The sequence below is a fragment of the Flavobacterium aestuarii genome, assembly GCF_040049115.1.
GTDB classification, from domain to species: domain Bacteria; phylum Bacteroidota; class Bacteroidia; order Flavobacteriales; family Flavobacteriaceae; genus Flavobacterium; species Flavobacterium aestuarii.
The window spans coordinates 128,037-152,903 of the sequence record NZ_JBDLZZ010000007.1 but is presented as its reverse complement, the minus strand read 5'-3'; the positions used below and the strand labels follow the sequence as shown (position 1 = coordinate 152,903).

Genomic DNA, 24,867 nt, shown 5'->3' with positions numbered 1-24,867 from the left:
TATGAGTAAGAAGAAAAATGATCCGTATGCAGCCTTGCGATATAGAGAGTTTAACGTGTTTTTATTATTGCGTTTTGCAATGGTTTTTGCGTGGTCAATGCAGTTTATCATTATAGAATGGGAAGTATATAGTTTAACCAAAAGCGCACTTTCATTAGGAATGATTGGATTAATGGAAGTGATTCCTGCCATTGGAATGGCATTATTTGCGGGTCATATAGTCGATCAAAAAGAAAAAAAAGGAATGCTGGTTAAATGTATTTTAGGATTTTCAATAATAAGTTTTGGGTTATTTTTATTGACTTGGCCAAAAATTGTGAGTGGCTGGTCAACCAATGCAATTTTGTATTCTATTTATTTTTTAGTTTTTCTGGGCGGATTGGTACGGTCTTTTCTTGGACCAACAATCTTCTCCCTTTTAGCATTAATTGTTCCTAAAAAAGCCTATCCTAATGCAGCTACCTGGAGCAGTTCGGTTTGGCAGATTGGTTCAGTAGCAGGACCAGCTGTAGCAGGATTTTCAATTACCTGGATTGGAGTTCATTGGTCAATGTGCTCTATTTTTGCCTGTTCTGTTTTTGCTTTATTAATTCTGACACAAATTTCCAAAAAGCCTATTTTAAACACAAAAATAGGAGAACCGGTAATGGAGAGTTTAAAGGAAGGAGTAAAGTTTGTTTTTACCAATAAATCTATTTTAGGAGCGTTGACTCTCGATATGGTAGCGGTACTTTTTGGCGGTGCAGTGGCATTGCTCCCTATATTTGCTCAGGATATTTTAAAAGTAGGACCTGAAGGGTTTGGTATTTTAAGAGCTGCTCCGGCGGTAGGCGCAATGCTGACGATGTTCGTTTCCACGCATCTGCCTTTTTATAAAAACGCAGGAATAAAGCTTTTGGCTGCTATTTTTGGTTTTGGTATATGCATTATTGTTTTTGGGCTTTCAACATGGTTTTGGCTATCGGTTTTTGCTTTATTCATGAGCGGTGTTACTGATGGTTTTTCGGTAGTGATCCGCCAGACGATTTTACAGCTAAAAACTCCGGATCACATGCGGGGGCGTGTATCGGCAGTGAATTCAATATTTGTGGGTTCGTCTAATGAATTAGGCGCTTTCGAAAGCGGATTGACAGCAAAGCTGATGGGAGCAGTTTCGGCAGTTGTTTTTGGCGGAAGCATGACATTATTAGTCGTAATCTTTACAGGATTGAAACTGCCAGGATTTAGAACGCTGGACTTACAAAAAGACTTGGAAGAGCACGAAAATCATAAATAGATATGTTTTTTATAGGGAAACTAACAGCAGAAAGAATGAAAATAAACACCCTAAAAGACAAAACTACAGCTCTTTTTAAACAAGGATTAAGTTCCAAGCAATTAAGCCAAAGCATAATTGTATCAGGGGCACTTTCGATAATTCCAATTTTAGGAGTGAGCACTTTTATCCTGACTGCTTTATCCATTAAAAAGAAATTGAATCTGCCGATAATGATTGCAATCAGCTATTTGATGTGGCCAATACAAATCTTATTGATAATTCCTTTTATAAAAGCAGGAGAATTTATTTTTTCGGTGCCATCAACTCATCATACAGCAGAAGAAATCATCAATTCTTTTCAAAATGATTTTTTCCAGACGCTAAGCTATCTTTCTTTTGAACTATTATGCGGGTTAGGCGGATGGCTATTAACTGCTGTACCAATTTCTATAGGAACATATCTGGCATTGCTTTTGTTTTTGAAAAAGACACATAAATAAAATCCTTTACATCATTTATTCTAAACTATTTAACAATAGTTTTAGGCGTAAAATATATTTTTGATTTACGCCAAAAAAAGTATATTTGTCTTAATGGAAAAAATAAAGATACTTTTTGCTATAACTTTTTTAACTGTGCTGCTCACAAGCTGCACCAGTAAATCAGATGAATATATAGATCCCCGCGGAACAGATTATGCAGGTTCTGAAAGCTGTATCCAATGCCATCAGATACAATATGAATCTGCTTCACATACTTCACACTTTAAGGCAACATCTCCCGGGACTAAAGAAAATATTTCTGGGCATTTTACAGCCGGCCATAATACTTTCTTTTATGACAAAAACACCAAATTAGTCATGGAAGAGCGCAATGATTCTCTTTATCAAGTATTATATAAAAATGGAAAAGAAGTTGAGGCTTACTCATTTGATGTCATTTTCGGAATCAAACATGCCCAAACCAGTGGCTATTGGAAAAATAATTATGTTTACGAGCTGCCGGTTTCTTATTATAAATCAATTGACAGCTGGGCAACAAGCCCAACCTATTCTGCTGTGGCGCCAGATTTTACAAGAAAGATAAACAAAGAATGTTTTGCGTGTCACAGCTCTAATATTGCAAGCAAATATGTAACAACAAAGAGCACTGAAAATTATACTTTTATGGGTATGGAAGTGGAAAACTTTTTGAACAAAAGCACCTTAATTTATGGTATAGATTGTGAACGATGCCACGGCCCTGCAAAAAAACATGTTCAGGCACATTTGAAATTCCCCGATATAAAGAAAGCACAATATGTAGTTGCCTTTAGAAGCTTAAATAGACAGCAGAGAATAGATGCCTGCGCCTTATGTCACTCTGGAAATAGCAAAAGCAGATTAAAATCACGTTATCAATACAAACCTGGAGAAAGCCTCATGGATTATTTTAACGAAAATCCAACGTCAAAAGACACATTAAACATGGATGTTCACGGCAATCAATTGGGCTTGCTTGCTCAAAGCAAATGTTTTAAAAAAAGCCAGGCTATGGACTGTATGACTTGTCATAATCCGCACCAAGATTCACCTGGAAATCTTACCACTTATTCCAAAATCTGTATGAGTTGTCACAAAGATATCAAACACAATTCAGCAACAGTAAAAACATTCACAAAAACAATGTTGGCTGCTGCTTGTGTAGAATGCCACATGCCAAAAAAAGATTCGAAAGCAATACGTTTTCTGCAATCAAATAAGCATTCAGATACTTTGAGTTATTCGTTGAGAACACATAAAATTGCTATTTATCCTGTGACAGAAAAATAATTATTTTTCAAACTTTTTGATCTCAAAAGTTTCTCCATCAAATACACCGTAGGTAAAATAATTAATCCAGTCACCAAGATTCACATATTCTGAATTTTCACCTACTGATTTAATCATTGGCAAATGACGGTGTCCGAATACGAAATAATCATAATGTCTTGTTTCTAATTTACGCTTGGCATAAAGTATAAGCCACTCGTTTTCATCCCCGAGAAATTTCACATCGGCTTCGCCGGAAATCAGTTTATTTTTTACCGAAAGGTATTGTGCCAATTTAACCCCAATATCTGGATGAAGCCAGCGATAAAGCCATTTTGAAAACGGATTGGTAAACACCTTTTTCATTCGTTTATATCCTTTGTCACCAGGACCTTTTCCATCTCCGTGACCAATCAAAAAAGTTTTATTGTTAAAAGTAAATTCCTTGTTATCGTGGTAAACAGGAATGTTCAATTCGGTCTCAAAATAATCAGCCATCCATAAATCATGGTTTCCAACAAAGAAATAAACAGGAATTCCGCTGTCACGAATTTCGGCCAGTTTGCCTAAAATACGGACAAAACCTTTGAGAACCACAGTTTTATATTCGAACCAGAAATCAAATAAATCACCCAGCAAAAAAATAGCTTCTGCGTCTTTTTTAACTTCGTCAAGCCAGGCAACGAATTTTTGTTCTCTTGGAAAACTCAATTCTGGAGTTGGTGCGCCAAAATGCTGATCGGAAGCGAAATAGATTTTTTTATTATTTGATAATTGCATGAACTACGTTATAGATTATAGATTATCACTTGCAAACCATTCGGCAAATGATGACTCAGTTTCCTGAAGTTTTAATGAAAAAAGCTTTATGTTGGATGGCAATCTTCTGATAATTCTTTGAGAAAAATCAACTACCATATTCTCGCTTGTTGGCTGATAATCAACCAATATCACGTGATGATCACGTGATTTTAATTCCTTAGCCAATTCTATATGAGGAGTTGTTTCGTTAAAAACCGTTGCATGATCGAATTGGTCAACAATTTCTTCTTTTACGATTTTTTTTAAATCCGAAAAATCGATCACCATTCCGAACTTCACGTTCAACCGATCCGTAATTGGTTTTCCAATAACGGTAACAGATAATTTATAACTATGGCCATGCACGTTTTTACATTTTCCATCATACCCATATAACGCGTGGCCAGTTTCAAAATTAAATTGTTTGGTAATTCTAATATTGCTCATTGAAGATTATTTTGGGTGCAAATTTAAGGAATTCACATGAGAAACAGCCATTAAAAAACGGGTTTCAGTTACCTAAAGCCCAAGCGCAGATGGAAGCGGCATCCTTTTTATAAAGCAGTTTTTCTCTGCTTTATAAAAAGATAAGGCGTACAGCAGGAAATCTAAGATGTAACGGAGTTAAACAGCTCCTAATAATTAGCAAAAAATTTCGATTACAGTAAATATAATTGTTATTTTGTAAAATCAAATTTTAGCTGACTATGTTCAAAAAACATTTTAAATATATTCCTTTTCTGCTTCTGATTTTTTTTATGAGCTGTGCCAAAAGAGGCTCCATTACCGGCGGTTTGAAAGACACTATTGCTCCAGTCCTTAAGACCAGTTATCCCGAAAATTATTCGGTTAAATTTACAGGAAATAAAATCAAGCTTACTTTTGACGAAAATGTAAAGCTCAAGAATCTCAATAAGCAATTGATTGTTTCGCCACCAATGAAGAATGAATTGCTCGTTCTTCCTGCAACACCTACAAAAGTACTGACTATTACCGTTAATGATACACTGGCACCAAATACTACCTATAGCTTAAATTTTGGACAAAGCATTGCCGATAATAATGAAGGCAATCCCTACAATCAATTTAAATACGTGTTTTCGACTGGAGATTATATTGATTCATTAGCCCTTGGCGGAAGAGTAAAAGATGCACATGAGAAAGAGGTGGCTTCATTTGTTTCTATTATGCTTTATGAAGCAAATGAAAAATTCAATGATTCTACTATTTACAAAGAAAATCCACGTTATATTACCAACACTCTTGACAGTTTAAAAACATTCCGTCTTGAAAATTTAAAAGCTGGAAAGTATTTTCTTGTTGCTATGAAAGACAATAATAGCAACAATAAATTCAATCCAAAATCAGATTTAATCGGGTTTAACAAACAGGTTTTAACAATACCTAATGACACTGTTTTTGAACTTGAACTGTTTAAGGAAATAATGCCTTTTAAAGCTAACAAACCCAGTCAGGCATCTGGAAACAGATTAATTATGGGTTATCAAGGCAATGCAAGAAATAAAAGCGAACTCCCAAAGCTTACTCTGAAAAATCAAAATGAAACCATCCCAGCCATAATTACTAAAATGGACAAAAAGGATTCTGTTCAAGTCTGGTTTAAGCCTTTGAAAGCTGATTCTCTTTCCCTGCATATCGAAAAGGATAAATATGTAAAAGATTATACTTTTAAGATTAAAAAACAAAAAAATGACACTTTGAGCATTAAGGCTATTCAAGCCGGATCGTTGAATTTCAGGGATCGATTTACATTAGAATCCAGTCTTCCCCTGGTAAATTTTGACAAAACCAAAATGACGCTTATCGACAAAGATTCGGTTGCGGTGCCTTTTACAACTGCCTATGATGAATTTAGCCAGCAATTATATGTTGATTTTAAAATTGATGAAGCGCAGAAATATAATTTTAAAATGCTGCCTGGCGCAGTTACCGATTTTTTAGAGAAAACAAATGACACTTTATCATTTAAGACCTCTACCCGGAATTTTACTGATTATGGGAATATTATTCTCTCTTTAAAAAATGTAAATCGTTTTCCAGTAATTATCGAATTGACTAATGAAAAAGGAGATATAGTCAAAGCCAGCCAGTACACTGAAGAAAAAACCCAGCTAGAGTTTAATTTATTAGAACCTGGTATTTACAGTATTCGGGCCATTTATGATGACAATAAAAACAAAGAATGGGACACGGGAAGTTATACTGAAAAAAGACAAGCCGAAGAAGTCATTTACCGCTCCGAGGATAGAGATGTACATTCTAACTTTGATTACATGGAAACCTTTGACTTAAGTCTCCCCTACACTCCTGAACCCAAAAAGAAGAAACCTAAAGAGAAAGAAAAAAAGGCTTCATTTTAAAACAAAAGAATCCTGGTCGTTTAAAAAATTGAATTTTTTACGGGCTGAAATTAGTTCCTCCTTATTTAATTCGATAATAAAAACAGCTTCAGATTCTGCAGGGTCTAAAAGATAATCTCCCAAGAAATTAATAGCTTGGGTGTGTCCGTTGTATTCTAATTTATTATTGTCTTCTCCAATTCTGTTGACGCCAATAGTGTAACACATGTTCTCAATGGCTCGGGCTTTTAGTAAAGCATTCCAAGCATTTATTCTGACTTTCGGCCAATTGGCAACATAAATCAACACATCATATTCTTCAACATTCCTTGCAAAAACTGGGAATCGTAAATCATAACAAATCAACGGACAAATTTTCCAGCCTTTGTATTCAATAATTAATTTGTTTTTTCCAGCAGTATAAATTTTGTCCTCGCCAGCCAGAGTAAACAAATGTCTTTTATCATAAAACTGAATTTCACCAGATGGAAAAATAAAAACCAATCTGTTGTAGAAATTACCATTTTCTTTAATAACTAAACTTCCTGTAATGGCACTTTTTTTGGCTTTCGCCAAAGATTGTAACCACAAGACCGTTTCACCCTGCATAGTTTCGGCAATATTTTTAGGTTTCATGGTAAAACCAGAACTAAACATTTCTGGAAGAACAATTAAATCAATATCTTCATCAAGACCTTTGATTTTTTCTTCGAAATGGTTTCGGTTGACAATTGGGTTTTCCCAAATTAGTGAAGATTGAATTAAGGCGGTTTTCATACTATAAAATTAGTAAAAATTGAACCAAGGATTATACAGATATGACAGATTCATACAGATTATATTCATCTTTTAATGAGTTTTGCAAAGCCTTTTTTCATCTATCAATGGGAACCGCTTGCTATCACTATCGTATCACGATTTAAAAAAACAGAATGCCGCAGCATTTTCCCAATCAAAATAAAACAAATAACAAGTAATAATCCTGACTGTAAATATGTTGTTAAATAAAGCAGTTTTGGGTTATAAAACACAAATAGACTAGAAATTAGAATATATAAACAGAAAAAAATCAATTTGAGTATTTGTGATTTTTTATTCATTTTAATATCTTTTTTATCCAATAGATTTTTCTCTAGTAAAGTATTAATCATAGGTTGTATTTGCTCTTTTTCCAGTATTAATCCTCTTTGTTTTATTCTACCCGATTCTATAATTGAAATATTGACGAAGTTATAAGATAAATGCTTTTGTATTTTTATATTTGAAATATCCGTAATATTAACAACAGGTGTCCCTGAGCCAAATAGCATCGTATTTAATGCACCTGTCAAGTACAGAAAAACAAAAGTCCCAGACATAACTGCCCAAGATGTGTTTCCAATATTATAAAAATAAATGCCCATCGCAGTAAATAAAGGAATTGAAATAAAAAATACTATTAGTGTCCTAAAAACATAGGTTACCGATTTGCCATAATCCGCTACTAAATTAATATCTGGAGTTTTACTAAAAACGAGTTTGTCTTCAAAAATATGTAAATATTCATATTTAGTTTTCAATTTTTGTTTTGCGGCTTCTCCATCAATTATAAATTCAGTCAATTCTTTTGGAGGCACATCCAAAACCAAAGCCAATCTTTTTAGCGTTTCAGCTGTCGGAATTGTTTCTCCATTTTCAACTCTTTGAACCGTTCGTAATGATAAACCTGCGTTTTTGGCAAGTTCCTCCTGGGACAATGATTTTCTTTTTCGTAATTCTTTTACCTTCTTTGCTAAATTTTGGTTTTCCATAAATCAATTAAATTATTGCCCAAAAATAATTCAAATCTGCTGTATTTAATGAAATACACTTATGCCATCTTTACGTCATTTGCTTTATCTACTGAAAAATGAGCCATTTGAAATTTTTTTAAACAAAAAACGCCCCAATTGCTCGGGACGTTTTAGATTCTTCCTTCGTCAGACTGACAAAGCAGATTATTATTTCAAGCTTGCAGAGAGATATTCTCTGTTCATGCGTGCGATATTCTCCAAAGAAATTCCTTTTGGACATTCTACCTCACAAGCTCCAGTGTTGGTACAGTTACCAAACCCTTCTTCATCCATCTGGCGAACCATATTCAAAACACGGTTTGTAGCTTCGACTTTTCCTTGTGGCAATAATGCATATTGAGAAACTTTTGCTCCAACAAACAGCATGGCCGAACCATTTTTACAAGTAGCCACACAAGCACCGCATCCGATACAGGCTGCTGCTTCAAAAGCTTTATCAGCATCGTCTTTAGGAACTGGAATTGTATTGGCATCGATAGTGTTTCCAGATGTGTTTACCGAAACGAAACCTCCTGCCTGCTGAATTCTGTCGAAAGAAGTTCTGTCGACAATTAAATCTTTAATTACAGGGAAAGCTGCTGAACGCCAAGGCTCGATAACAATTGTGTCACCGTCGTTGAACATTCTCATGTGCAACTGACAAGTAGTGATTCCTGTATCTGGTCCGTGTGCACGTCCGTTGATGTACAAAGAACACATTCCGCAGATTCCCTCACGGCAATCGTGGTCAAATGCTACTGGTTCTTTTCTTTCGTTTACTAACTGCTCATTTAATTGGTCTAACATTTCCAAAAACGAACTTGCCGTAGAAACATCATTTAATTTGTATGATTCCATTTTTCCTTTCTCTTTGGAGTTCTTTTGACGCCAAATCTGAAGGGTTATATTTATATTTTTTGCTGCGCTCATAATCTTTTATTTTTTAGCCAAAAGCCATTAGGCAAAAGGCATTAGTAACTATTGTTTACTTAACTCTAATTTATTTAAAAAGAATTGATCATTTTACTTTCTTCAACAATCTGATTTGATAATTCTAAAAACAATTTTTCATCATTACCAAAACCCAATTTTTGAGCCACTATTAATTGTGTTTCTAATTCACACAAAGAACCTCGGGCTATTTTAATAAATTGAGTATAACTTTGAGTTGATTGTCTTCCATATCCTTCGGCAATATTTGAAGAAATTGACACTGAACTTCTTTTTATTTGACTTGACAAAGCGTATAATTCATCTTTTGGAAAACTGGAAACTAATTTATAAGTCATACAGACAATTTCGATTCCTTTCTGCCAAATTAATAAATCTTTATACGATTTTATCTCACTCATTTTTTATTTTAGTTATTAGGCAAAAGCCATTAGCCACTTAGTTTTTCACTATTGCCTTTTGGCTATTGCCTATTGCCTTATTACTTATAGTTACGAGCTGCTATTTTAATAAACTCGTATTTCAATTCTTCTTTGTGAAGTTCTTCATTTTTAATGTCGTATCCTTTGTATTCCCAAGCACCAACAAATTTGAAGTTTTCGTCATCACGAAGTGTTTCTCCTTCAGCATCCTGATACTCTTCACGGAAGTGACCTCCACAAGATTCTTTACGCTGTAAAGCATCCATAGCCATTAATTGTCCTAATTCGATGAAATCAGCAACACGAAGTGCTTTTTCCAATTCAGGATTTAATTCGTCTGCGCTTCCAGGAACGTAAACGTCTTTAAAGAATTCTTCTTTCAAAGCTGCAATTTCTTCAATAGCTTCTGTCAAACCTTTTTCGTTACGGCCCATCCCTACTTTATTCCACATAATGTTTCCTAAACGTTTGTGGAAGTGATCCACTGATTTAGTTCCATTATTAGCCAGGAATTTATTGATTTGATCTTTTACATTTTTCTCTGCTTCCACGAACTCTGGTAAATCTGTAGAGATTTTTCCAGTACGGATATCATCAGCCAAGTAATCCGAAACAGTGTAAGGCAATACGAAATATCCGTCAGCCAATCCCTGCATCAAAGCAGAAGCTCCCAAACGGTTAGCCCCGTGGTCAGAGAAGTTAGCCTCTCCTGCTACGAAACATCCTGGAATTGTAGACTGTAAGTTATAATCAACCCAAACACCACCCATAGTATAGTGAACGGCAGGGTAAATCTTCATTGGAGTTTCATAAGGATTCTCATCGGTGATTTTTTGATACATAGTAAACAAGTTACCATATTTTTCCTCTAACCATTTTTTCCCTAAAGTAAGAATTTCTTCTTGAGTTGGATTGTGATTTCCTTTTGCGTAAGCAGTTTGTCTTCCTTTAGATTGAACCTCTGTAGCAAAATCCAAGTAAACTCCTTCGTTAGTATCGTTAGCTTCGATTCCACGGCCTTCATCACAAACTTCTTTTCCTGCTCTTGACGCAACGTCACGAGGAACTAAGTTACCAAATGCCGGATATTTTCTTTCTAAGTAATAATCTCTGTCTTCTTCGGCAATTTGTGTTGGTTTCAATTTACCTGCACGAATCGCTTCAGCATCTTCTTTTTTCTTTGGAACCCAGATACGTCCAGAGTTTCTTAACGACTCTGACATCAATGTCAATTTAGACTGGTTTGTTCCGTGTACCGGAATACAGGTTGGGTGAATCTGTACATAACATGGATTTGCGAACAAAGCTCCTTGTTTGTGGATTTTCCAGCCAGCCGTTACGTTCGATCCCATTGCATTGGTAGAAAGGAAATAAACGTTTCCGTATCCTCCAGTTGCAATAATTACAGCATGAGCAGAATGTCTTTCGATTTCTCCTGTAATCAAGTTACGGGCAATGATTCCGCGGGCTTTTCCGTTCACTTTTACCAATTCAAGCATCTCGTGACGGTTGTACATATCGACTTTCCCTAAACCGATCTGTCTTGATAAAGAAGAATAAGCTCCTAACAATAACTGCTGTCCTGTTTGTCCAGCCGCATAAAAAGTACGCTGTACCTGTGTACCTCCAAAAGAACGGTTGTCAAGCATTCCGCCGTAATCACGGGCAAAAGGAACTCCCTGAGCCACACACTGGTCGATGATGTTTCCAGAAACTTCAGCTAAACGGTGAACGTTTGCTTCACGTGCTCTGTAATCCCCTCCTTTAATTGTATCATAAAACAAACGGAAAGTACTGTCACCATCATTCTGGTAATTTTTTGCCGCATTGATACCTCCTTGTGCAGCGATTGAGTGCGCACGGCGTGGAGAATCCTGATAGCAAAATGCTTTTACGTTATAACCCATTTCGGCAAAAGACGCAGCTGCAGAAGCTCCAGCCAATCCAGTTCCTACTACGATAATATCTATTTTTGGTCGGTTGTTTGGAGCAACTAACCTTAAGTGGTCTTTATAATCAGTCCATTTTTGGGAAATGTGACCTTCTGGTATTTTAGAATCTAACTTCATTATAGATTGATATTAATTATTTATAAAATGATGAAATAATGCAATGAAAATAAATCCAAAAGGAACTATGATTGCAAATGCATAACAGATTTTATGCAATGACTTCCCAATTTTATTGTCGAATCCTACAGATTGCAGAGAGGAAGTGAAACCATGCCAAAGGTGTAATGCCAATAATACAAAAGCAACTACATACAATCCTGTACGAACCGGGCTTTCAAATTTGGCAACTAATTCATGATAATATCTTGTTTCGTCAATTGAATTAACCTCTACGTATTTATAAAGCATTTCATGAAACCAGAAATCGTACATGTGCAGTCCTAAAAATGCCAAGACTACCAGACCCGAAATAATCATGTTTCTGGATGCCCATGAAGCATTTGCTGCTCCATCATACTTAACGTAAGCCACTGGCCTAGCTTTTCTGTTTTTCAATTCCAGGACGAATCCCATAACAAAGTGAAAAACAACTCCAGCAACCAATACAGGCTGCATAACAAATTGTATTAAAGGGTTATAACCCATGAAATGTGACATCGCATTGAAAGAACTCTCACTAAAAACAGATACGAAATTAATAAAGAAGTGAAGCGATAGAAACGAAATCAAAAAAAGTCCTGAAAGCGCCATAGCTACTTTTTTAGCTATCGACGACTTCAACATTGCAGATTTTGCCATAATGATATAAATATTATATTTTTTTAAAAAGTCGAACAAATTTAGGCTAATTGAGAAAGAATTACAACCAAATATGCAATTTTACTTCGCAATTTATAATCATTTTAAAGTACGTAAAAAATACGTATTAAATACTTATAAAAATACGTAGTTTTTGTTTTTTTATAACAAATTGTAATCGATTACATGTCTAAGAAAATATAGTTTCTGAAATTAAATGATAAAAATCAGCTGTCAGCTGAAATTTAAGTATTAAAATGAAACACCAAATTAGATTTCGCTGACAAAAGACACAAAAACTGATAATTTTATAATACAAAACAAGATTTACAGCTTATTCACTAAAAATTGTAAAAGGCTCATTTTATAACCCCTAAAAAATTGTATTTCCCCCAAAGCAATTTTAACTTTACGGCCTTAAATTTTATACATGAAAACTGGAATTGACGCTATTGCATTTGATGTTGCCAAACTGCATTTACCCATAAAAACTTTAGCCGCTGCTAGAAATATAGAACCCGAAAAACTCGAAAAAGGATTAGGTTTATTAAAAATGACTTTGCCAGACACCCATCAGGATACTGTAGTTTTTGGTGCTAATGCTTTGACCAAGCTAATTCTGGATAACAACATCAAGCTAGAGGAAATTGCCCGGATATATGTTGGAACCGAAAGTGCTGTTGATAATTCTAAACCTGTCAGCTCTTTTTTGATTGCATTAATGGAACAAAAATTTGGCCAAGGCAGTTTATCAGAATGTGATGTTGTCGATTTTACTTTCGCCTGTATTGGCGGTGTAGATGCCATGCAGAACTGCCTTGACTTTGTCCAGCTGAATCCTGCCAAAAAAGCAATTGTAGTCACAACAGACTTTGCCAAATACGACTTAAATTCTACTGGAGAGTACACGCAGGGCGCTGGCGCAGTTGCCATGCTGATTACTGCTAACCCGCGAATTATCTCTTTTGAAAATCACTGGGGTGTGAGCACCAAGGGAGTTTTTGATTTCTTTAAGCCTTACAGAACGATTTCTAAAAGCGAAATCACAGGGAATTCAAACAACGAATCCTGGTTTGATAATCTGGAGGCTGAGATTGAAATTCACAAAGACCAGCCCGTTTTTGACGGCCAGTATTCGAACCAATGCTATATGAACCGTACCAGGGAAGCTTATTTTTCATTCAAAAAGATAAAAAACACTCAGGAAACAGTTTACAGCAATTGGAGAAGTATTGTAATGCATTTGCCGTATGCTTTTCAAGGGCGAAGAATGTTATCTGAAATTTATGCACTGGATGCATCCACGCCAATTGTATCTGGTAATGAAGATGCTTCCGAGTACCAAAATAAACTGAAGGAAATCAGTAAATCGGATGATTATAAAACATTTGTTTCCGAGAAATTACAGCCTGCAGAACTGGCTTCTTCATTAATCGGGAATTTATATACCGGTTCTATCTTTATGGGACTGCTTTCTACTCTGGCTCATTTTTATGATACCAAAAAAGAAATAACAAATGAAAAATTCGGTTTTCTGGCCTATGGCAGCGGATCGAAATCGAAAGTTTTTGAGGGAACTATCCAGTCTGAGTGGAAATCGGCTTTAACGAATGTCAATCTTTTTGAAACATTAGAAAATAGTGCTGAGATTGATTTTGAAACTTATGAAAAATTACATAAAAAAGAACAGAAACAAAGTATCCAAGAGCCTAAAAACGAATGGATTCTTGACAGAATAGAATCAGAAATCCCTACTTTAATTGGAGCCCGTTATTATAAATGGGCTGATTAATTTTTCTTTTATAACACAGCAAAATGCCACAATGGAATTATTCTGTTGTGGCATTTTATTTTTTGAGACTTAACAGGTTTTTAAAACCTGTTAGGTCTTTCGTCTTATTTAATGTTTTTTTTTAATGAAAGCAAAAAAGCGAAATTCCTTCCTTTAGCCCCGATGGGAGCGGAAATCCTTGTGGGCTGGGGTTCAGCCCGCAAGATTATAGCGGACAGCGGGATCCATGCCTGCTAAAATGCCTACTCTTTCTGCTCCAAAAAATTAACAGTTAAACTCCTGTCTTTTTTAAATCTCGGCTATAAAAATCTTAAAAAAATCACACAAACATCTATTTCCGTTAAAAAGTTATTATTTTTGAAAATTCAATACCCAAATTCGTTTTCTTATGAAATATCATCAAATTGACCGTGCTCTTTTTGTGAAAAACAGAGCAAAATTCATGGCCGCTATGAAACCTAATAGTGTGGCTGTTTTTAATTCTAACGATATTTATCCAGTTTCTGCAGACAGCACTCTGCCATTTGCACAGCATCGCGATATATTTTATCTGTCGGGCGTAGATCAGGAGGAAAGTATTTTGCTGCTTTTTCCAGATGCTCCGTATGAGAACCAAAGAGAAATTTTATTCCTGAAAGAAACCAGTGAGCATATTGCTATTTGGGAGGGCGAAAAACTGACCAAAGAACGCGCTTTTGAAGTTTCGGGAATTAAAACGGTTTATTGGCTTCAGGATTTCGAGAAAATACTGAACGAAATGATGACGTATGCCGATACGATGTACATTAACACTAACGAACATTACCGCGCGAGTTTAGAAACTGAAACCCGTGAGGCGCGTTTTGTTAAGTGGTGGAAAGAAAAGTATCCAGCGCATCAGGTGGCCAAAAGTAACCCAATCTTGCAGCGCCTTCGTTCGGTAAAAGAATCTGAAGAGATAGATTTGATTCAGAATGCCTGTAATATTACTGAAAAAGGTTTCCGCAGATTATTGTCATTTGTAAAACCAAACGTAACCGAATATGAAATTGAGGCCGAATTAATCCACGAATTTATCCGTAACCGCTCTAAAGGTTTTGCTTACACTCCGATTATTGCTTCTGGAAATAATGCTAATGTACTGCATTATATAGAAAACAACCAGCAATGCAAAGCGGGTGATTTAGTATTACTGGACGTTGCCGCCGAATATGCTAATTATTCAAGTGATTTAACCAGAACAATTCCAGTTTCGGGACGCTATTCTGACAGACAGAAAGCGGTTTATAATGCAGTTCTAAGAGTAAAAAACGAAGCCTCAAAAATGCTTACTCCGGGAACGCTCTGGAAACAATATCATGTAGAAGTTGGTAAAATCATGACTTCGGAATTGCTTGGTCTGGGATTAATAGACAAAGCCGATGTGCAGAATGAAAACCCGGATTGGCCGGCTTACAAAAAATATTTCATGCATGGGACTTCGCACCACATGGGCTTGGACACGCACGATTACGGACTGCTGCACGAACCAATGAAAGCCAATATGGTTTTTACCGTGGAACCTGGGATTTATATTCCGGCCGAAGGTTTCGGGATCCGTCTTGAAGATAATGTGGTTGTTCAGGAAAAAGGAGAGCCTTTTAACTTAATGCGGAACATACCGATTGAGGCGGAAGAAATTGAGAGCCTGATGAATTCTTAATTTGATAGAAAATAGCATATAGATTTTAGATAATAGACGGCTTGCGGTAATGCGAGCCGTTTTTTTGTTCCATGAAAAAAATAGTTATTAGTACAAAATATCCAGACATCTAGCACATCTGACCATTTACAGGTCATACCACCACAAAACAGCTATATACCTATGCATAAATACCCCTTTTACCCCTGATAACACCCCCATAACACCCCCTAAAGCTACCTATAACAATCCCTAAACCTACCCAAAACAATCCCTAAACCCCCCTATAACAATCCCTATACCCACATATAACAATCCCTATACCTACCCAAAACAACCCCTAAACCCCCCTATAACAATCCCTATACCCACATATAACAATCCCTATACCTACCCAAAACAACCCCTAAACCCCCCTATAACAATCCCTATACCTACCTATAACAATCCCAATACCTACCCAAAACAACCCCTAAACCAACCTATAAAAATCCCTAAGTCTGCCATTTATAGTAAGTTATACCATAACAAAACAGATATATACCTGTGCATAAGCATCTTTGGTTAAAACTCCTTTCTGCAATTCAACAAAATTTAACCATTCAATTGTAACATTCTAAATTCATTCCCGACTCATCATAAAATCAAAACACAGAAATCATGCAAGCACACGAAATAGATTATCAGATATTTGGGGAAGAAATGCAGTATGTCGAAATAGAGCTGGATCCTCAGGAAATTGTTATTGCCGAAGCAGGCAGTTTCATGATGATGGAAAACAACATCCAGATGGAAACCATTTTTGGCGATGGTTCACAACAGCAGGGTTCGGGTGGTTTGTTTGGCAAGCTTTTAAACGCAGGAAAAAGGGTCCTTACAGGCGAAAGCCTGTTCATGACGGCATTCCTAAACCAAGGAAATACCAAAAGCAAAGTTTCGTTTGCCTCACCATATCCGGGAAAAATCCTTCCTATCGATTTAACGCAGTTTCAAGGTAAATTTATCTGCCAGAAAAGCTCTTTTTTATGCGCTGCCAAAGGCGTTTCGGTTGGGATCGAATTCTCCCAAAAACTAGGCCGAGGTCTTTTTGGCGGTGAAGGTTTTATTATGCAGAAGATAGAAGGAGACGGAATGGCATTCGTACATTCTGGCGGAACAATGGCTAAAAAAGAATTGGCTCATGGCGAAGTGCTGAAAGTAGATACGGGCTGTATCATTGGTTTTACCAAAGATGTAGATTATGATATTGAATTCATTGGCGGTATCAAGAATTCACTTTTTGGCGGCGAAGGCTTGTTTTATGCTACTTTGCGAGGTCCTGGAACGGTTTATATTCAATCCTTGCCATTCTCTAGATTGGCTGACAGAATCATCGCATCGGCACCAAGGTCAGGCGGAAACAGCCGTGACGAAGGAAGCTTGCTTGGCGGTATAGGGAATCTTCTGGATGGGGATAATCGATTTTAATATTTATAAATTGAATTATAAACGGCTTTCAGAGATGGGAGCCGTTTTTTGATATTATATAACGAACTTTATGATTCATCTTTGGTAGCGCGTACCAGGCTAATGCCTGAGGTAAAAAACACAACTCCAAGTATTCCGTAAATAATTAAAGATTTAATATCTCTAGTTTCGCCAGATGTGTCAGCAAATATAACTGCTGTATATATAAGTCCAACAATTCCAAGAATTGTAAGCAGTCCTCCGAATAATCTTTTTAGATTCATAATTTTTGTTTTTAAGGTACCTAACAAAATTATATCCGAATACGTTTTTAGCTGTTATACAATTGTTTACAAAAATTATATTATTTACAGAAAAAGCATTCAGCTGTTTCATAAAAGAAGAATTTATATTTCTTAGAAACTTCAGATTTTAGCATTAATTTTGCCTCAAGCTTACATTAATATGAATCAACTTCTCTACAAAAACACCCAAATATCCTATACTGATACCGGAAAAGGAACAACAGTAGTCTTACTTCATGGTTTTCTAGAAAACAAAACCATGTGGGATTTTTATGTTTCAGAACTGAGCAAAAAAAACAGAATCATAACGATCGATTTATTAGGGCACGGCAAAACCGAAAGCTTGGGCTACATCCAAACCATGGAAGAAAATGCCGATGTGGTTCACGAAGTTTTATCCAGATTAAAGATTAGAAAAGCAATTCTTGTGGGACATTCCATGGGAGGTTATATTGCTTTGGCCTTCGCCGAATTGTATCCTGAAAAAATGAAAGGACTGGTATTGCTCAATTCCACCTCAAAAGAAGACAGTCCCGAAAGAAAGAAAAACAGGGATCGCGCCATCAAAGCTGTCAAGAAAGATTATGAAACTTTCATCCGATTGTCTATTTCGAATTTGTTCAGCGAAGACAATAGAGAAAAATTAATTACAGAAATCGAGCAGGTAAAAATTCAGGCTTTAAAAACGCCTCTGCAGGGAATTGTGGCTTCTCTCGAAGGAATGAAAATCCGAAAAGACAGAGAGTTTCTGCTTCATACAACCTCCTATCCAAAATTATTAATTTTAGGAAAAAAAGACCCTGTTCTCAATTATGAAGAAAATCTCGAGCAAATAAAAGGCACCGATGTTGAACTGGTCACTTTTGGTGATGGTCATATGAGTTCTATTGAAAACCAGGAAGAATTACTGAGTGTTTTAACTGATTTTTTTAGAAGAATTTAGAGCATCCCGTCTTTCAGATATCCTTTTTCTATCAATTCTTCTTTGCGAAGCAGATGGTGTGCTTTGGCTTCTTTGAGCAGAATTAATTTGGTAGACACTTTGATTACATTTTCATAATTATGATCCGAAATGATAATTCCTTTGATTTTTGAATTCTCCATTATCAATTCATTTACCTTTTCGACCATCAAAGGAGACAGGCCATTATAAGGTTCATCGAGCAGAACAAATTTTGAAGAATTATAAAGAATGATTTTAATTTCTAAATAACGTAATTCCCCTCCAGACAAATGGGCAACTTTCTTTTCCAGCATAGTGCCAATCATTTCATCTGCACAAAATTCCAGCAACTTCTCCTTAGAAACAGAGAGCTGAATCGCTTTTTTAACTGAAAATGTTTTTGGAATACAATTATCCTGAGGCAGGTAACTAATTTCAGCAAATAAATCTTTGGTCTTTGTTTTGACATGGCCGTCAACTCGCACAAACTTAAAATCGGCAGATTCTATTCCGAAAATAATTTTTAACAAAGTTGACTTTCCTGAGCCATTTCTGCCCAAAAGTCCAATGACATCATTTGTTTCGCACTTTAGATACACATCTGACAATATGTTTTTATTATCAAAAGTTTTCTGAACGCTGTCTATCTCCAATAAATGCTTTTTCAAAACAGTAGTTTTATCAGATTAAAAACACATACAGAAATGACTAAAAAAACAAATGTAAAACACCAAGAAGAAATCCAAAGCTGTAATCTGGAAATTTGATTGTTATAAAAAAACACGTATTCATTTTTAGAATTAACTTCCTTGAAAAGCAGACTTAAGACAAAACCAAAACTGAGAATCGAATAGTTAAAAGCGATAAGCCCTCCAAAAAGAAAAACAAAAAAACTAGCCGCAAGATTAATCACAATTGTACTTTTGAAAAATTCAAATAAGTTAAGCCACTTTTTACTCATTGTCTTATACAATTTTCTCTTCAAAAGGAACTGTTGCATCTAGTATTTCTGCCAGCAATAGTACAATTTGTTCCAAGTAATTAGATTGTATTTCATTGTTGATAACAGCAGTACTTTCGCTATTTTCCTTAAAATTAAAAGGCAGAAAACCCGATTTTAAATTTTTAAAAGATATGATTCCAGCTTCAATGGGTTTGCCATTTGCATTGTCTTCATACATATAAGCGTAAGCCAAAACCTGAATGATTTTATCATTTTTAATATCATCCGTTAATCCTTTCCAAGATTTAAGAGTAACATTTGTTTTTTCAACTTTACCCGTTTTGTAGTCAATAATTCTGATTATTCCGTTGCGTTCTTCAATTCTGTCAACATTTCCTTTTATCAAAACAGGAAAAGGCAAACTTGGATGTTCGACTATTCTTTCGAATGTTTTTTCGAGTTCTAAAATCTTTATAGCATCGCCATTTCCTAGACTTTCCAATTCTACTTTCAGGAAATTCAAAACATTTCGCTTTGCCACTTCAAAAGCCAAAAGATTTCTTCCCTTTTTGATTTCACCTTCTTTGTAAACCAATTTAAACTGAATCAAAACCTCAGAATCAATTCGCTTGATACAATTTTGAATATCAGTTTCCGAAATAAATTTGCCAATAAAGGGCTCATATAAAACCCGTAAAGTCTCGTGAATAATAGTCCCCAAAGTATTCAAAGCGATATTCTCCTCAACCTCTTCGACTTCACTAATCCGCAAAATCTTCTGAAAATAAAACTGAATAGGATTTCGTATATAACTCGTTAATGCCGAAGGAGAAAAACCTTTTTCTGCAATTTCCCTTAAACGCAACATCACCTTTTCCGATTTTGGAATCACCATTGGTGAATAGGCAGTGTCCGGCAAAACAGCATTATAAATTTCGTGAGTTAAATTGTGATTAGGCTGTTTTTCAACTTCTAATTGAGTGATAAAACGGCTTTTTTCGCCTGCGTCCAGTCCATCACTTTCGGTGTTATAAAGCAGATAAATATTTTTGGCACGCTGCAGTAAATGATAAAAGTGATAAGTATAAATAGCATCCTTTTCTTTGAAGGTAGGCAAGCCCAACTCTCGCTTTACATCATAAGGAATAAAAGAGTTTTGGGATTTTCCTGCTGGAAATTTCCCCTCATTCATAGAGGTAATAATAACTGTTTCAAAATCCAAAACCCTGCTTTCAAGAACGCCCATGATCTGGAGACCATTTAAAGGCTCCCCTTCAAATGAAACCTCAGCTAAGTCAATTACTTGTTTATAAATCGCATGCAGCGTATCTATTGTATCAATTTCTTTGTGAAGGGAATAGTAATTAATGAGTTTATTAATCACTTTAAAAATGGCATAGACGAAAGCTTTAGTTATTTTTTCTTCCTCATTCTCATTGCTTAAATTATTTTTGATCTTTAGCAGCAAACTTGAAATTATCTCTAATACAGCAAGAGAACCATTCTCCCATTTTTGAAATAGAAGCAAAAATAAATCACTGGTGTTTTCATTTAATTCCAATAATTTGCTATGGCTGATAAAGGTGTAATTATTTTTATTTATAATCCCTACCAAAACACTCGTCTTGGCATAAGGCTCAATCAGAGGATGAGTCAGGATATCCAATACATCTTTATAATAAAAAACATAATTACTATTGCTTCTTGATAATGCATTGGTATGCATTTTGAACAATTTAGCAATCAAGATTTGAACGGGATTGTTTTTGCTGGAATACCCCATAGTAATATTCAAAGCTCCAACAGTATTAGGCAAAGAATACAAAAGTGGAATTAACAAATTCTCTTCTCCTAATACAATGGCAACTTTGTCCAATGTGGCAGTTGGATTTTCAACATTGATTTCTTCAATAATACTTCCAGCTATTTTAGCCTGACCTATTGTTTTTGGAGTTCCTATAACCTGTATATTTTTCGATGCAGAGAACTCATCTACAATCCATTCGAACGGATGAGATTTATAATGCTTCCAGCTTTTTTTAAAACGACGCAAAAACAAACCTGCATCATGATAAGGATCATTTAAAAATGTCTGATCAGCATCCCAGTATATTTTTGCTGAATCAAGACTTATAAGATGTTGAATGATTTTTTCTTCTGATGCGTTCAAAGCGTTAAACCCGGCAAAAACAAATTGCTTTCCTAAAAAAGATTTGGAAAAAATTTCGGCATTTTTAACCGCCTCTCTGTAAATCAATCCCTGATAGCCAATTCCTTTTTTTAGTAAATGCTCATAAAGAGATTGATAATATTTAGGTAATAATTTCCAAAAATCAATATAGCTTTCAAGTAACTGAGTTTTATTTTCGACTTCAATACCCCATTTCTTTATATCCTCTATATCTTTCAAGTATGATAAAACATAGTGTGGATCTAATAAATAACGGTCAATTTCATTAAAATCCTGAAGAAGGGTTTTTGCCCAATTGGCAAAAAGCTCAAACGACTGCTGATTTTTTTTTTCAGTGATAGACAGATAGACTTCATAAAATTCAAAAAGTAATTCAATAGGATCAATTGCTCTTATTCCAGCAATATTTTGAACAAAGTCTTCAATACTAATAATTTCAGGCGAGAATATATTTTCCTCAGTTTTCGTTTTTAATGCTTCAATGAGAAATATTTTTGCTCGCTTATTTGGCAGAACAATTATTGTATCAACTAATGAACTTTTATAATCGGTAATTATAACCGCTGCAATTTTATCTAAAAAAGAAATATTTGTCATTTTATAAATATAAAAAAAGCCATTCAATTAAGAATGGCTTTTAAAAATTATTTAGATAATAGATTACAATTTACCTTCGTATACTGTTCCTATGTGTCTAATTTCAGTTCTTCTGTTAAGAGCTCTACCTTCTTTAGTTTTGTTAGAAGCTACTGGTTTAGTTGAACCATAACCAGCTGAAGTTAAGTTAGCAGGGTTAACACCTTTTTCAATTAACTTGTCCATAACAACTTTAGCTCTATCTTCAGATAGTTTTTGATTTACTTTAACGCTACCAGTATTATCTGTGTGGCCTTCTATAGCAAATTTAGCATTAGGATAGTTTTTAAGAATTTCTTTAATTGCTTCCAATCTACCATCTGTAGCTCCTTTATCAGCAGTAGCTAATATAGCTTTACCAGTTACAAAGTATACTGCTCTAGCTTGAACTTTAAGATCTTGTAATACTTGCTCAGTTACTTCTGGACATCCTTTGTTACTAGCAGGACCAGGTACAGTAGGACAAGCATCTTGTTTGTCAATTACACCATCTTTATCAGAATCTAATTCAGGACATCCTCCGTTTGAAGCTGGACCAGCAACTGTAGGACATTTATCTGAAGCATCAGTTACACCATCACCATCTGTATCAGGACAACCTTGGAATTGTTTTAAACCTGCAACTGAAGGACAAGCATCATCTGGATCAGCTACACCGTCTCCATCTGTATCTGCACAACCTTGGAATTCAGCAGTACCAGCAACAGTAGGACATTTATCTTTAGAATCTTCGATACCATCAGCATCAGTATCAGGACAACCGTTGAATTGTTTTAAACCTGCAACATCTGGACAAGCATCATCTTTGTCATAAATTCCATCTCCATCAGTATCTTTAGCACCAAACTTGAATGTAAGACCTGCAGAATATTGTGTGTAAGAAGGTGCATCTGGAGTGTTTGTACCAGAATATACTCTATCTCCAAAAGATTTTTTGTAAGTTCCTAACAATGAAAGACCAACATTTTCAGTAAACCAAACATTCAGTCCAACTCCTGGGTTAACTGTACCATAGCTCTCATCTCCTAAGAAAGTATAACCAGCACCAACACTTAATGTAGGCTCTAATACTTTAGATTTGATTAATTCCATGAAACTATAAGTAGCAGTTGCATCAATACCATAGTACATTAAATCTCCAGGATTTACTGCAGCATAGTCATTAGGTCCATCCCAAGTTTTTCCTGGCACAGGCACAACAAATTTATCAATTTGATTAATAGAACCTGTAAGACCTACTATAAAACCACTCCCTACGTATCTAGAAACGTTAATATAAGAAACTGAAGGAAGAATATTCCAGTTGTCGCTTACTTTAAATGGCTGGTCAAATTGACTTGGAAAGCCATCACCAGCACTAGATCTGTAGTCAACCGCGTTTACTCCAAAACCGACTGCCCATTTATTGTTACTGTCCTGTGCTTGAGAGTTCAATCCCATCACCATTGTTACAGCAACTAAAAGTTTGTTAAGATGTTTCATACCTTGTTATTTTAATTACAATTAGTTAATTTGAAACAAAAATAGGACGATTTTCTGTAACATCAAAATAAATTGTTAAATAAAACACTCATCAAATATAAAATTTAACAATTATATTACAGCAAGTCTCTTACCGACAGCTACAAAAGCATTTATTGTTTTATCCAAATGATCTTTTGTATGAGCAGCCGACAATTGCACTCTTATCCTTGCTTTATCCTTAGGAACAACTGGAAAAAAGAACCCAATCACATATACTCCTTCCTTTAATAACTCATTAGCCATAGTTTGTGCCAATTTTGCATCATACAACATAACCGGTACAATCGCCGAATCTCCTTCTACTATGTCAAAACCGGCTTTTTTCATTCCTTCTTTAAAATAATTGGTATTCCATTCTAATTTATCCCTTAAGACCGTATCTCTTTCCAATAACTCAAAGACCTTTATGGAAGCTCCTACGATTGCTGGAGCCAAAGAATTGGAAAACAAATAGGGTCTTGAACGCTGACGTAATAATTCAATTATTTCTTTTTTGGCAGTAGTATATCCACCCATTGCTCCTCCCAATGCTTTTCCTAAAGTCCCTGTAATGATATCCACACGGCCCATAACGCCTTTTGCTTCAAGCGTACCTTTGCCTGTTGCTCCTATGAAGCCTGCAGCATGACATTCATCAACCATAACCAGAGCATCATATTTATCTGCTAAATCACAAATCTTATCCAATAGAGCCACTACTCCGTCCATAGAAAAAACGCCATCAGTAACTATTATTTTGAAACGCGCTCCAGATTCATTTGCCTTAATTAATTGCTGTTCCAAATCCTCCATATTGCTGTTCTCATAACGATAGCGGGCCGCTTTACACAAACGTACACCATCTATGATAGAAGCATGATTCAAACTATCAGATATAATCGCATCATTTTCTCCAAACAATGGCTCAAAAACCCCTCCATTTGCATCAAAAGCCGCAGCGTATAATATAGTATCTTCTGTACCATAGAAATCAGCTATCTTTTTTTCCAGTGTTTTATGAATATCCTGTGTTCCACAAATAAAACGCACAGATGACATTCCAAAACCATGTGTATCCATCGCATCTTTAGCTGCCTGAATAACCTCAGGGTGTGAAGAAAGCCCCAGATAATTATTGGCACAAAAATTTAAAACTTTTTCTCCCGTAGAAATGGTTATTTCTGCACCCTGAGGCGAAGTAATTATTCTTTCTTTTTTAAAAATTCCATTTTCTTCAATAGCTCGAAGTTCTGATTGCAAGTATTCCTGAATTTTACCGTACATTATTTTCTGTTTTTAAATCCT

21 protein-coding genes are annotated in these 24,867 nt (G+C 35.4%); 8 read left to right on the top strand and 13 right to left on the bottom strand.

Annotated elements, in window-relative coordinates; all coding sequences use genetic code 11:
- The first annotated feature begins 1 nt into the window (after position 1).
- The 3 genes from ABEG11_RS09700 (at position 2) to ABEG11_RS09690 (ending at position 3,069) form a co-directional block, all read left to right on the top strand.
- On the top strand, positions 2 to 1,276 hold the full coding sequence (locus ABEG11_RS09700) for an MFS transporter (protein WP_348823972.1): 1,275 nt from the start codon (positions 2 to 4) through the stop codon (positions 1,274 to 1,276).
- Positions 1,277 to 1,311: 35 nt separating this feature from the next.
- Positions 1,312 to 1,758, top strand: coding sequence for a DUF2062 domain-containing protein (locus ABEG11_RS09695; RefSeq protein ID WP_348823971.1), 447 nt, complete (start codon positions 1,312 to 1,314; stop codon positions 1,756 to 1,758).
- 93 nt (positions 1,759 to 1,851) lie between these two features.
- The gene (locus tag ABEG11_RS09690; protein WP_348823970.1) at positions 1,852 to 3,069 is read left to right on the top strand and encodes a cytochrome c3 family protein; all 1,218 of its coding nucleotides are present in this window, start codon (positions 1,852 to 1,854) and stop codon (positions 3,067 to 3,069) included.
- Here the strand turns inward: ABEG11_RS09690 and ABEG11_RS09685 are convergent, their stop codons facing one another.
- Both ABEG11_RS09685 and ABEG11_RS09680 read right to left on the bottom strand, forming a co-directional pair.
- Positions 3,070 to 3,828, bottom strand: a complete 759-nt coding sequence (locus ABEG11_RS09685) for a UDP-2,3-diacylglucosamine diphosphatase (RefSeq protein ID WP_348823969.1) — start codon at positions 3,826 to 3,828, stop codon at positions 3,070 to 3,072. It abuts the gene before it with no gap.
- Positions 3,829 to 3,843: 15 nt separating this feature from the next.
- Entirely contained in the window at positions 3,844 to 4,296 is a 453-nt protein-coding gene (locus ABEG11_RS09680) for a 6-pyruvoyl trahydropterin synthase family protein (RefSeq protein WP_348823968.1), read from the bottom strand.
- A 260-nt stretch (positions 4,297 to 4,556) separates the two neighbouring features.
- On the opposite strand from ABEG11_RS09680, the gene ABEG11_RS09675 reads away from it, so the two are divergent.
- The gene (locus ABEG11_RS09675; RefSeq protein ID WP_348823967.1) at positions 4,557 to 6,230 is read left to right on the top strand and encodes an Ig-like domain-containing domain; all 1,674 of its coding nucleotides are present in this window, start codon (positions 4,557 to 4,559) and stop codon (positions 6,228 to 6,230) included.
- Here the strand turns inward: ABEG11_RS09675 and ABEG11_RS09670 are convergent.
- The 6 genes from ABEG11_RS09670 to ABEG11_RS09645 form a co-directional block, all read right to left on the bottom strand.
- A complete protein-coding gene (locus tag ABEG11_RS09670) occupies positions 6,222 to 6,986 on the bottom strand; it encodes a nitrilase family protein (protein WP_348823966.1) in 765 nt (254 codons plus the stop codon). The genes ABEG11_RS09675 and ABEG11_RS09670 overlap by 9 nt on opposite strands.
- 104 nt (positions 6,987 to 7,090) lie before the next feature.
- Positions 7,091 to 7,999, bottom strand: coding sequence for a helix-turn-helix domain-containing protein (locus ABEG11_RS09665; protein WP_348823965.1), 909 nt, complete (start codon positions 7,997 to 7,999; stop codon positions 7,091 to 7,093).
- Positions 8,000 to 8,188: 189 nt separating this feature from the next.
- Positions 8,189 to 8,950 carry a succinate dehydrogenase/fumarate reductase iron-sulfur subunit gene (locus ABEG11_RS09660; RefSeq protein WP_348823964.1) on the bottom strand — a complete coding sequence of 254 codons (762 nt, stop codon included), beginning with the start codon at positions 8,948 to 8,950 and terminating at the stop codon, positions 8,189 to 8,191.
- Positions 8,951 to 9,024: 74 nt separating this feature from the next.
- Entirely contained in the window at positions 9,025 to 9,372 is a 348-nt protein-coding gene (locus ABEG11_RS09655; RefSeq protein ID WP_348823963.1) for a four helix bundle protein, read from the bottom strand.
- Between the two features lie 80 nt (positions 9,373 to 9,452).
- Positions 9,453 to 11,462, bottom strand: coding sequence for a fumarate reductase/succinate dehydrogenase flavoprotein subunit (locus ABEG11_RS09650; RefSeq protein WP_348823962.1), 2,010 nt, complete (start codon positions 11,460 to 11,462; stop codon positions 9,453 to 9,455).
- Between the two features lie 12 nt (positions 11,463 to 11,474).
- Positions 11,475 to 12,143, bottom strand: a complete 669-nt coding sequence (locus ABEG11_RS09645; protein ID WP_348823961.1) for a succinate dehydrogenase cytochrome b subunit — start codon at positions 12,141 to 12,143, stop codon at positions 11,475 to 11,477.
- Between the two features lie 430 nt (positions 12,144 to 12,573).
- Here ABEG11_RS09645 and ABEG11_RS09640 point away from each other — a divergent pair, with 430 nt between their 5' ends.
- The 3 genes from ABEG11_RS09640 (at position 12,574) to ABEG11_RS09630 (ending at position 17,062) form a co-directional block, all read left to right on the top strand.
- Positions 12,574 to 13,935 (top strand): hydroxymethylglutaryl-CoA synthase family protein, encoded by a 1,362-nt coding sequence (locus tag ABEG11_RS09640; protein WP_348823960.1) that lies wholly within the window; start codon positions 12,574 to 12,576, stop codon positions 13,933 to 13,935.
- A gap of 388 nt (positions 13,936 to 14,323) precedes the next feature.
- A complete protein-coding gene (locus ABEG11_RS09635) occupies positions 14,324 to 15,616 on the top strand; it encodes an aminopeptidase P family protein (protein WP_348823959.1) in 1,293 nt (430 codons plus the stop codon).
- Between the two features lie 639 nt (positions 15,617 to 16,255).
- Positions 16,256 to 17,062 carry a TIGR00266 family protein gene (locus tag ABEG11_RS09630; RefSeq protein ID WP_348823958.1) on the top strand — a complete coding sequence of 269 codons (807 nt, stop codon included), beginning with the start codon at positions 16,256 to 16,258 and terminating at the stop codon, positions 17,060 to 17,062.
- A gap of 68 nt (positions 17,063 to 17,130) precedes the next feature.
- Here the strand turns inward: ABEG11_RS09630 and ABEG11_RS09625 are convergent, their stop codons facing one another.
- A complete protein-coding gene (locus tag ABEG11_RS09625; protein WP_348823957.1) occupies positions 17,131 to 17,325 on the bottom strand; it encodes a hypothetical protein in 195 nt (64 codons plus the stop codon).
- 181 nt (positions 17,326 to 17,506) lie between these two features.
- Between ABEG11_RS09625 and ABEG11_RS09620 the strand changes: the two genes are divergently transcribed.
- Positions 17,507 to 18,289, top strand: a complete 783-nt coding sequence (locus ABEG11_RS09620; protein ID WP_348823956.1) for an alpha/beta fold hydrolase — start codon at positions 17,507 to 17,509, stop codon at positions 18,287 to 18,289.
- On the opposite strand, the gene ABEG11_RS09615 is transcribed toward ABEG11_RS09620, so the two are convergent.
- From ABEG11_RS09615 to kbl, 4 genes are all read right to left on the bottom strand, one after another.
- A complete protein-coding gene (locus ABEG11_RS09615) occupies positions 18,286 to 18,957 on the bottom strand; it encodes an ATP-binding cassette domain-containing protein (protein WP_348823955.1) in 672 nt (223 codons plus the stop codon). The genes ABEG11_RS09620 and ABEG11_RS09615 overlap by 4 nt on opposite strands.
- 297 nt (positions 18,958 to 19,254) lie before the next feature.
- Positions 19,255 to 22,020, bottom strand: coding sequence for a PD-(D/E)XK nuclease family protein (locus ABEG11_RS09610; RefSeq protein ID WP_348823954.1), 2,766 nt, complete (start codon positions 22,018 to 22,020; stop codon positions 19,255 to 19,257).
- Between the two features lie 63 nt (positions 22,021 to 22,083).
- Positions 22,084 to 23,541 (bottom strand): OmpA family protein, encoded by a 1,458-nt coding sequence (locus tag ABEG11_RS09605; protein ID WP_348823953.1) that lies wholly within the window; start codon positions 23,539 to 23,541, stop codon positions 22,084 to 22,086.
- A 111-nt stretch (positions 23,542 to 23,652) separates the two neighbouring features.
- Positions 23,653 to 24,846 (bottom strand): glycine C-acetyltransferase, encoded by a 1,194-nt coding sequence (kbl, locus tag ABEG11_RS09600; RefSeq protein WP_348823952.1) that lies wholly within the window; start codon positions 24,844 to 24,846, stop codon positions 23,653 to 23,655.
- Between the last annotated feature and the right edge of the window lie 21 nt (positions 24,847 to 24,867).

Bases quoted from the DNA above. Each gene is read 5' to 3' on its own strand.
- ABEG11_RS09700 (WP_348823972.1), top strand. From the start codon at position 2: ATGAGTAAGAAGAAAAATGATCCGTATGCAGCCTTGCGATATAGAGAG.
- ABEG11_RS09695 (WP_348823971.1), top strand. From the start codon at position 1,312: ATGAAAATAAACACCCTAAAAGACAAAACTACAGCTCTTTTTAAACAA.
- ABEG11_RS09690 (WP_348823970.1), top strand. From the start codon at position 1,852: ATGGAAAAAATAAAGATACTTTTTGCTATAACTTTTTTAACTGTGCTG.
- ABEG11_RS09685 (WP_348823969.1), bottom strand. From the start codon at position 3,828: ATGCAATTATCAAATAATAAAAAAATCTATTTCGCTTCCGATCAGCAT.
- ABEG11_RS09680 (WP_348823968.1), bottom strand. From the start codon at position 4,296: ATGAGCAATATTAGAATTACCAAACAATTTAATTTTGAAACTGGCCAC.
- ABEG11_RS09675 (WP_348823967.1), top strand. From the start codon at position 4,557: ATGTTCAAAAAACATTTTAAATATATTCCTTTTCTGCTTCTGATTTTT.
- ABEG11_RS09670 (WP_348823966.1), bottom strand. From the start codon at position 6,986: ATGAAAACCGCCTTAATTCAATCTTCACTAATTTGGGAAAACCCAATT.
- ABEG11_RS09665 (WP_348823965.1), bottom strand. From the start codon at position 7,999: ATGGAAAACCAAAATTTAGCAAAGAAGGTAAAAGAATTACGAAAAAGA.
- ABEG11_RS09660 (WP_348823964.1), bottom strand. From the start codon at position 8,950: ATGAGCGCAGCAAAAAATATAAATATAACCCTTCAGATTTGGCGTCAA.
- ABEG11_RS09655 (WP_348823963.1), bottom strand. From the start codon at position 9,372: ATGAGTGAGATAAAATCGTATAAAGATTTATTAATTTGGCAGAAAGGA.
- ABEG11_RS09650 (WP_348823962.1), bottom strand. From the start codon at position 11,462: ATGAAGTTAGATTCTAAAATACCAGAAGGTCACATTTCCCAAAAATGG.
- ABEG11_RS09645 (WP_348823961.1), bottom strand. From the start codon at position 12,143: ATGGCAAAATCTGCAATGTTGAAGTCGTCGATAGCTAAAAAAGTAGCT.
- ABEG11_RS09640 (WP_348823960.1), top strand. From the start codon at position 12,574: ATGAAAACTGGAATTGACGCTATTGCATTTGATGTTGCCAAACTGCAT.
- ABEG11_RS09635 (WP_348823959.1), top strand. From the start codon at position 14,324: ATGAAATATCATCAAATTGACCGTGCTCTTTTTGTGAAAAACAGAGCA.
- ABEG11_RS09630 (WP_348823958.1), top strand. From the start codon at position 16,256: ATGCAAGCACACGAAATAGATTATCAGATATTTGGGGAAGAAATGCAG.
- ABEG11_RS09625 (WP_348823957.1), bottom strand. From the start codon at position 17,325: ATGAATCTAAAAAGATTATTCGGAGGACTGCTTACAATTCTTGGAATT.
- ABEG11_RS09620 (WP_348823956.1), top strand. From the start codon at position 17,507: ATGAATCAACTTCTCTACAAAAACACCCAAATATCCTATACTGATACC.
- ABEG11_RS09610 (WP_348823954.1), bottom strand. From the start codon at position 22,020: ATGACAAATATTTCTTTTTTAGATAAAATTGCAGCGGTTATAATTACC.
- ABEG11_RS09605 (WP_348823953.1), bottom strand. From the start codon at position 23,541: ATGAAACATCTTAACAAACTTTTAGTTGCTGTAACAATGGTGATGGGA.
- kbl (WP_348823952.1), bottom strand. From the start codon at position 24,846: ATGTACGGTAAAATTCAGGAATACTTGCAATCAGAACTTCGAGCTATT.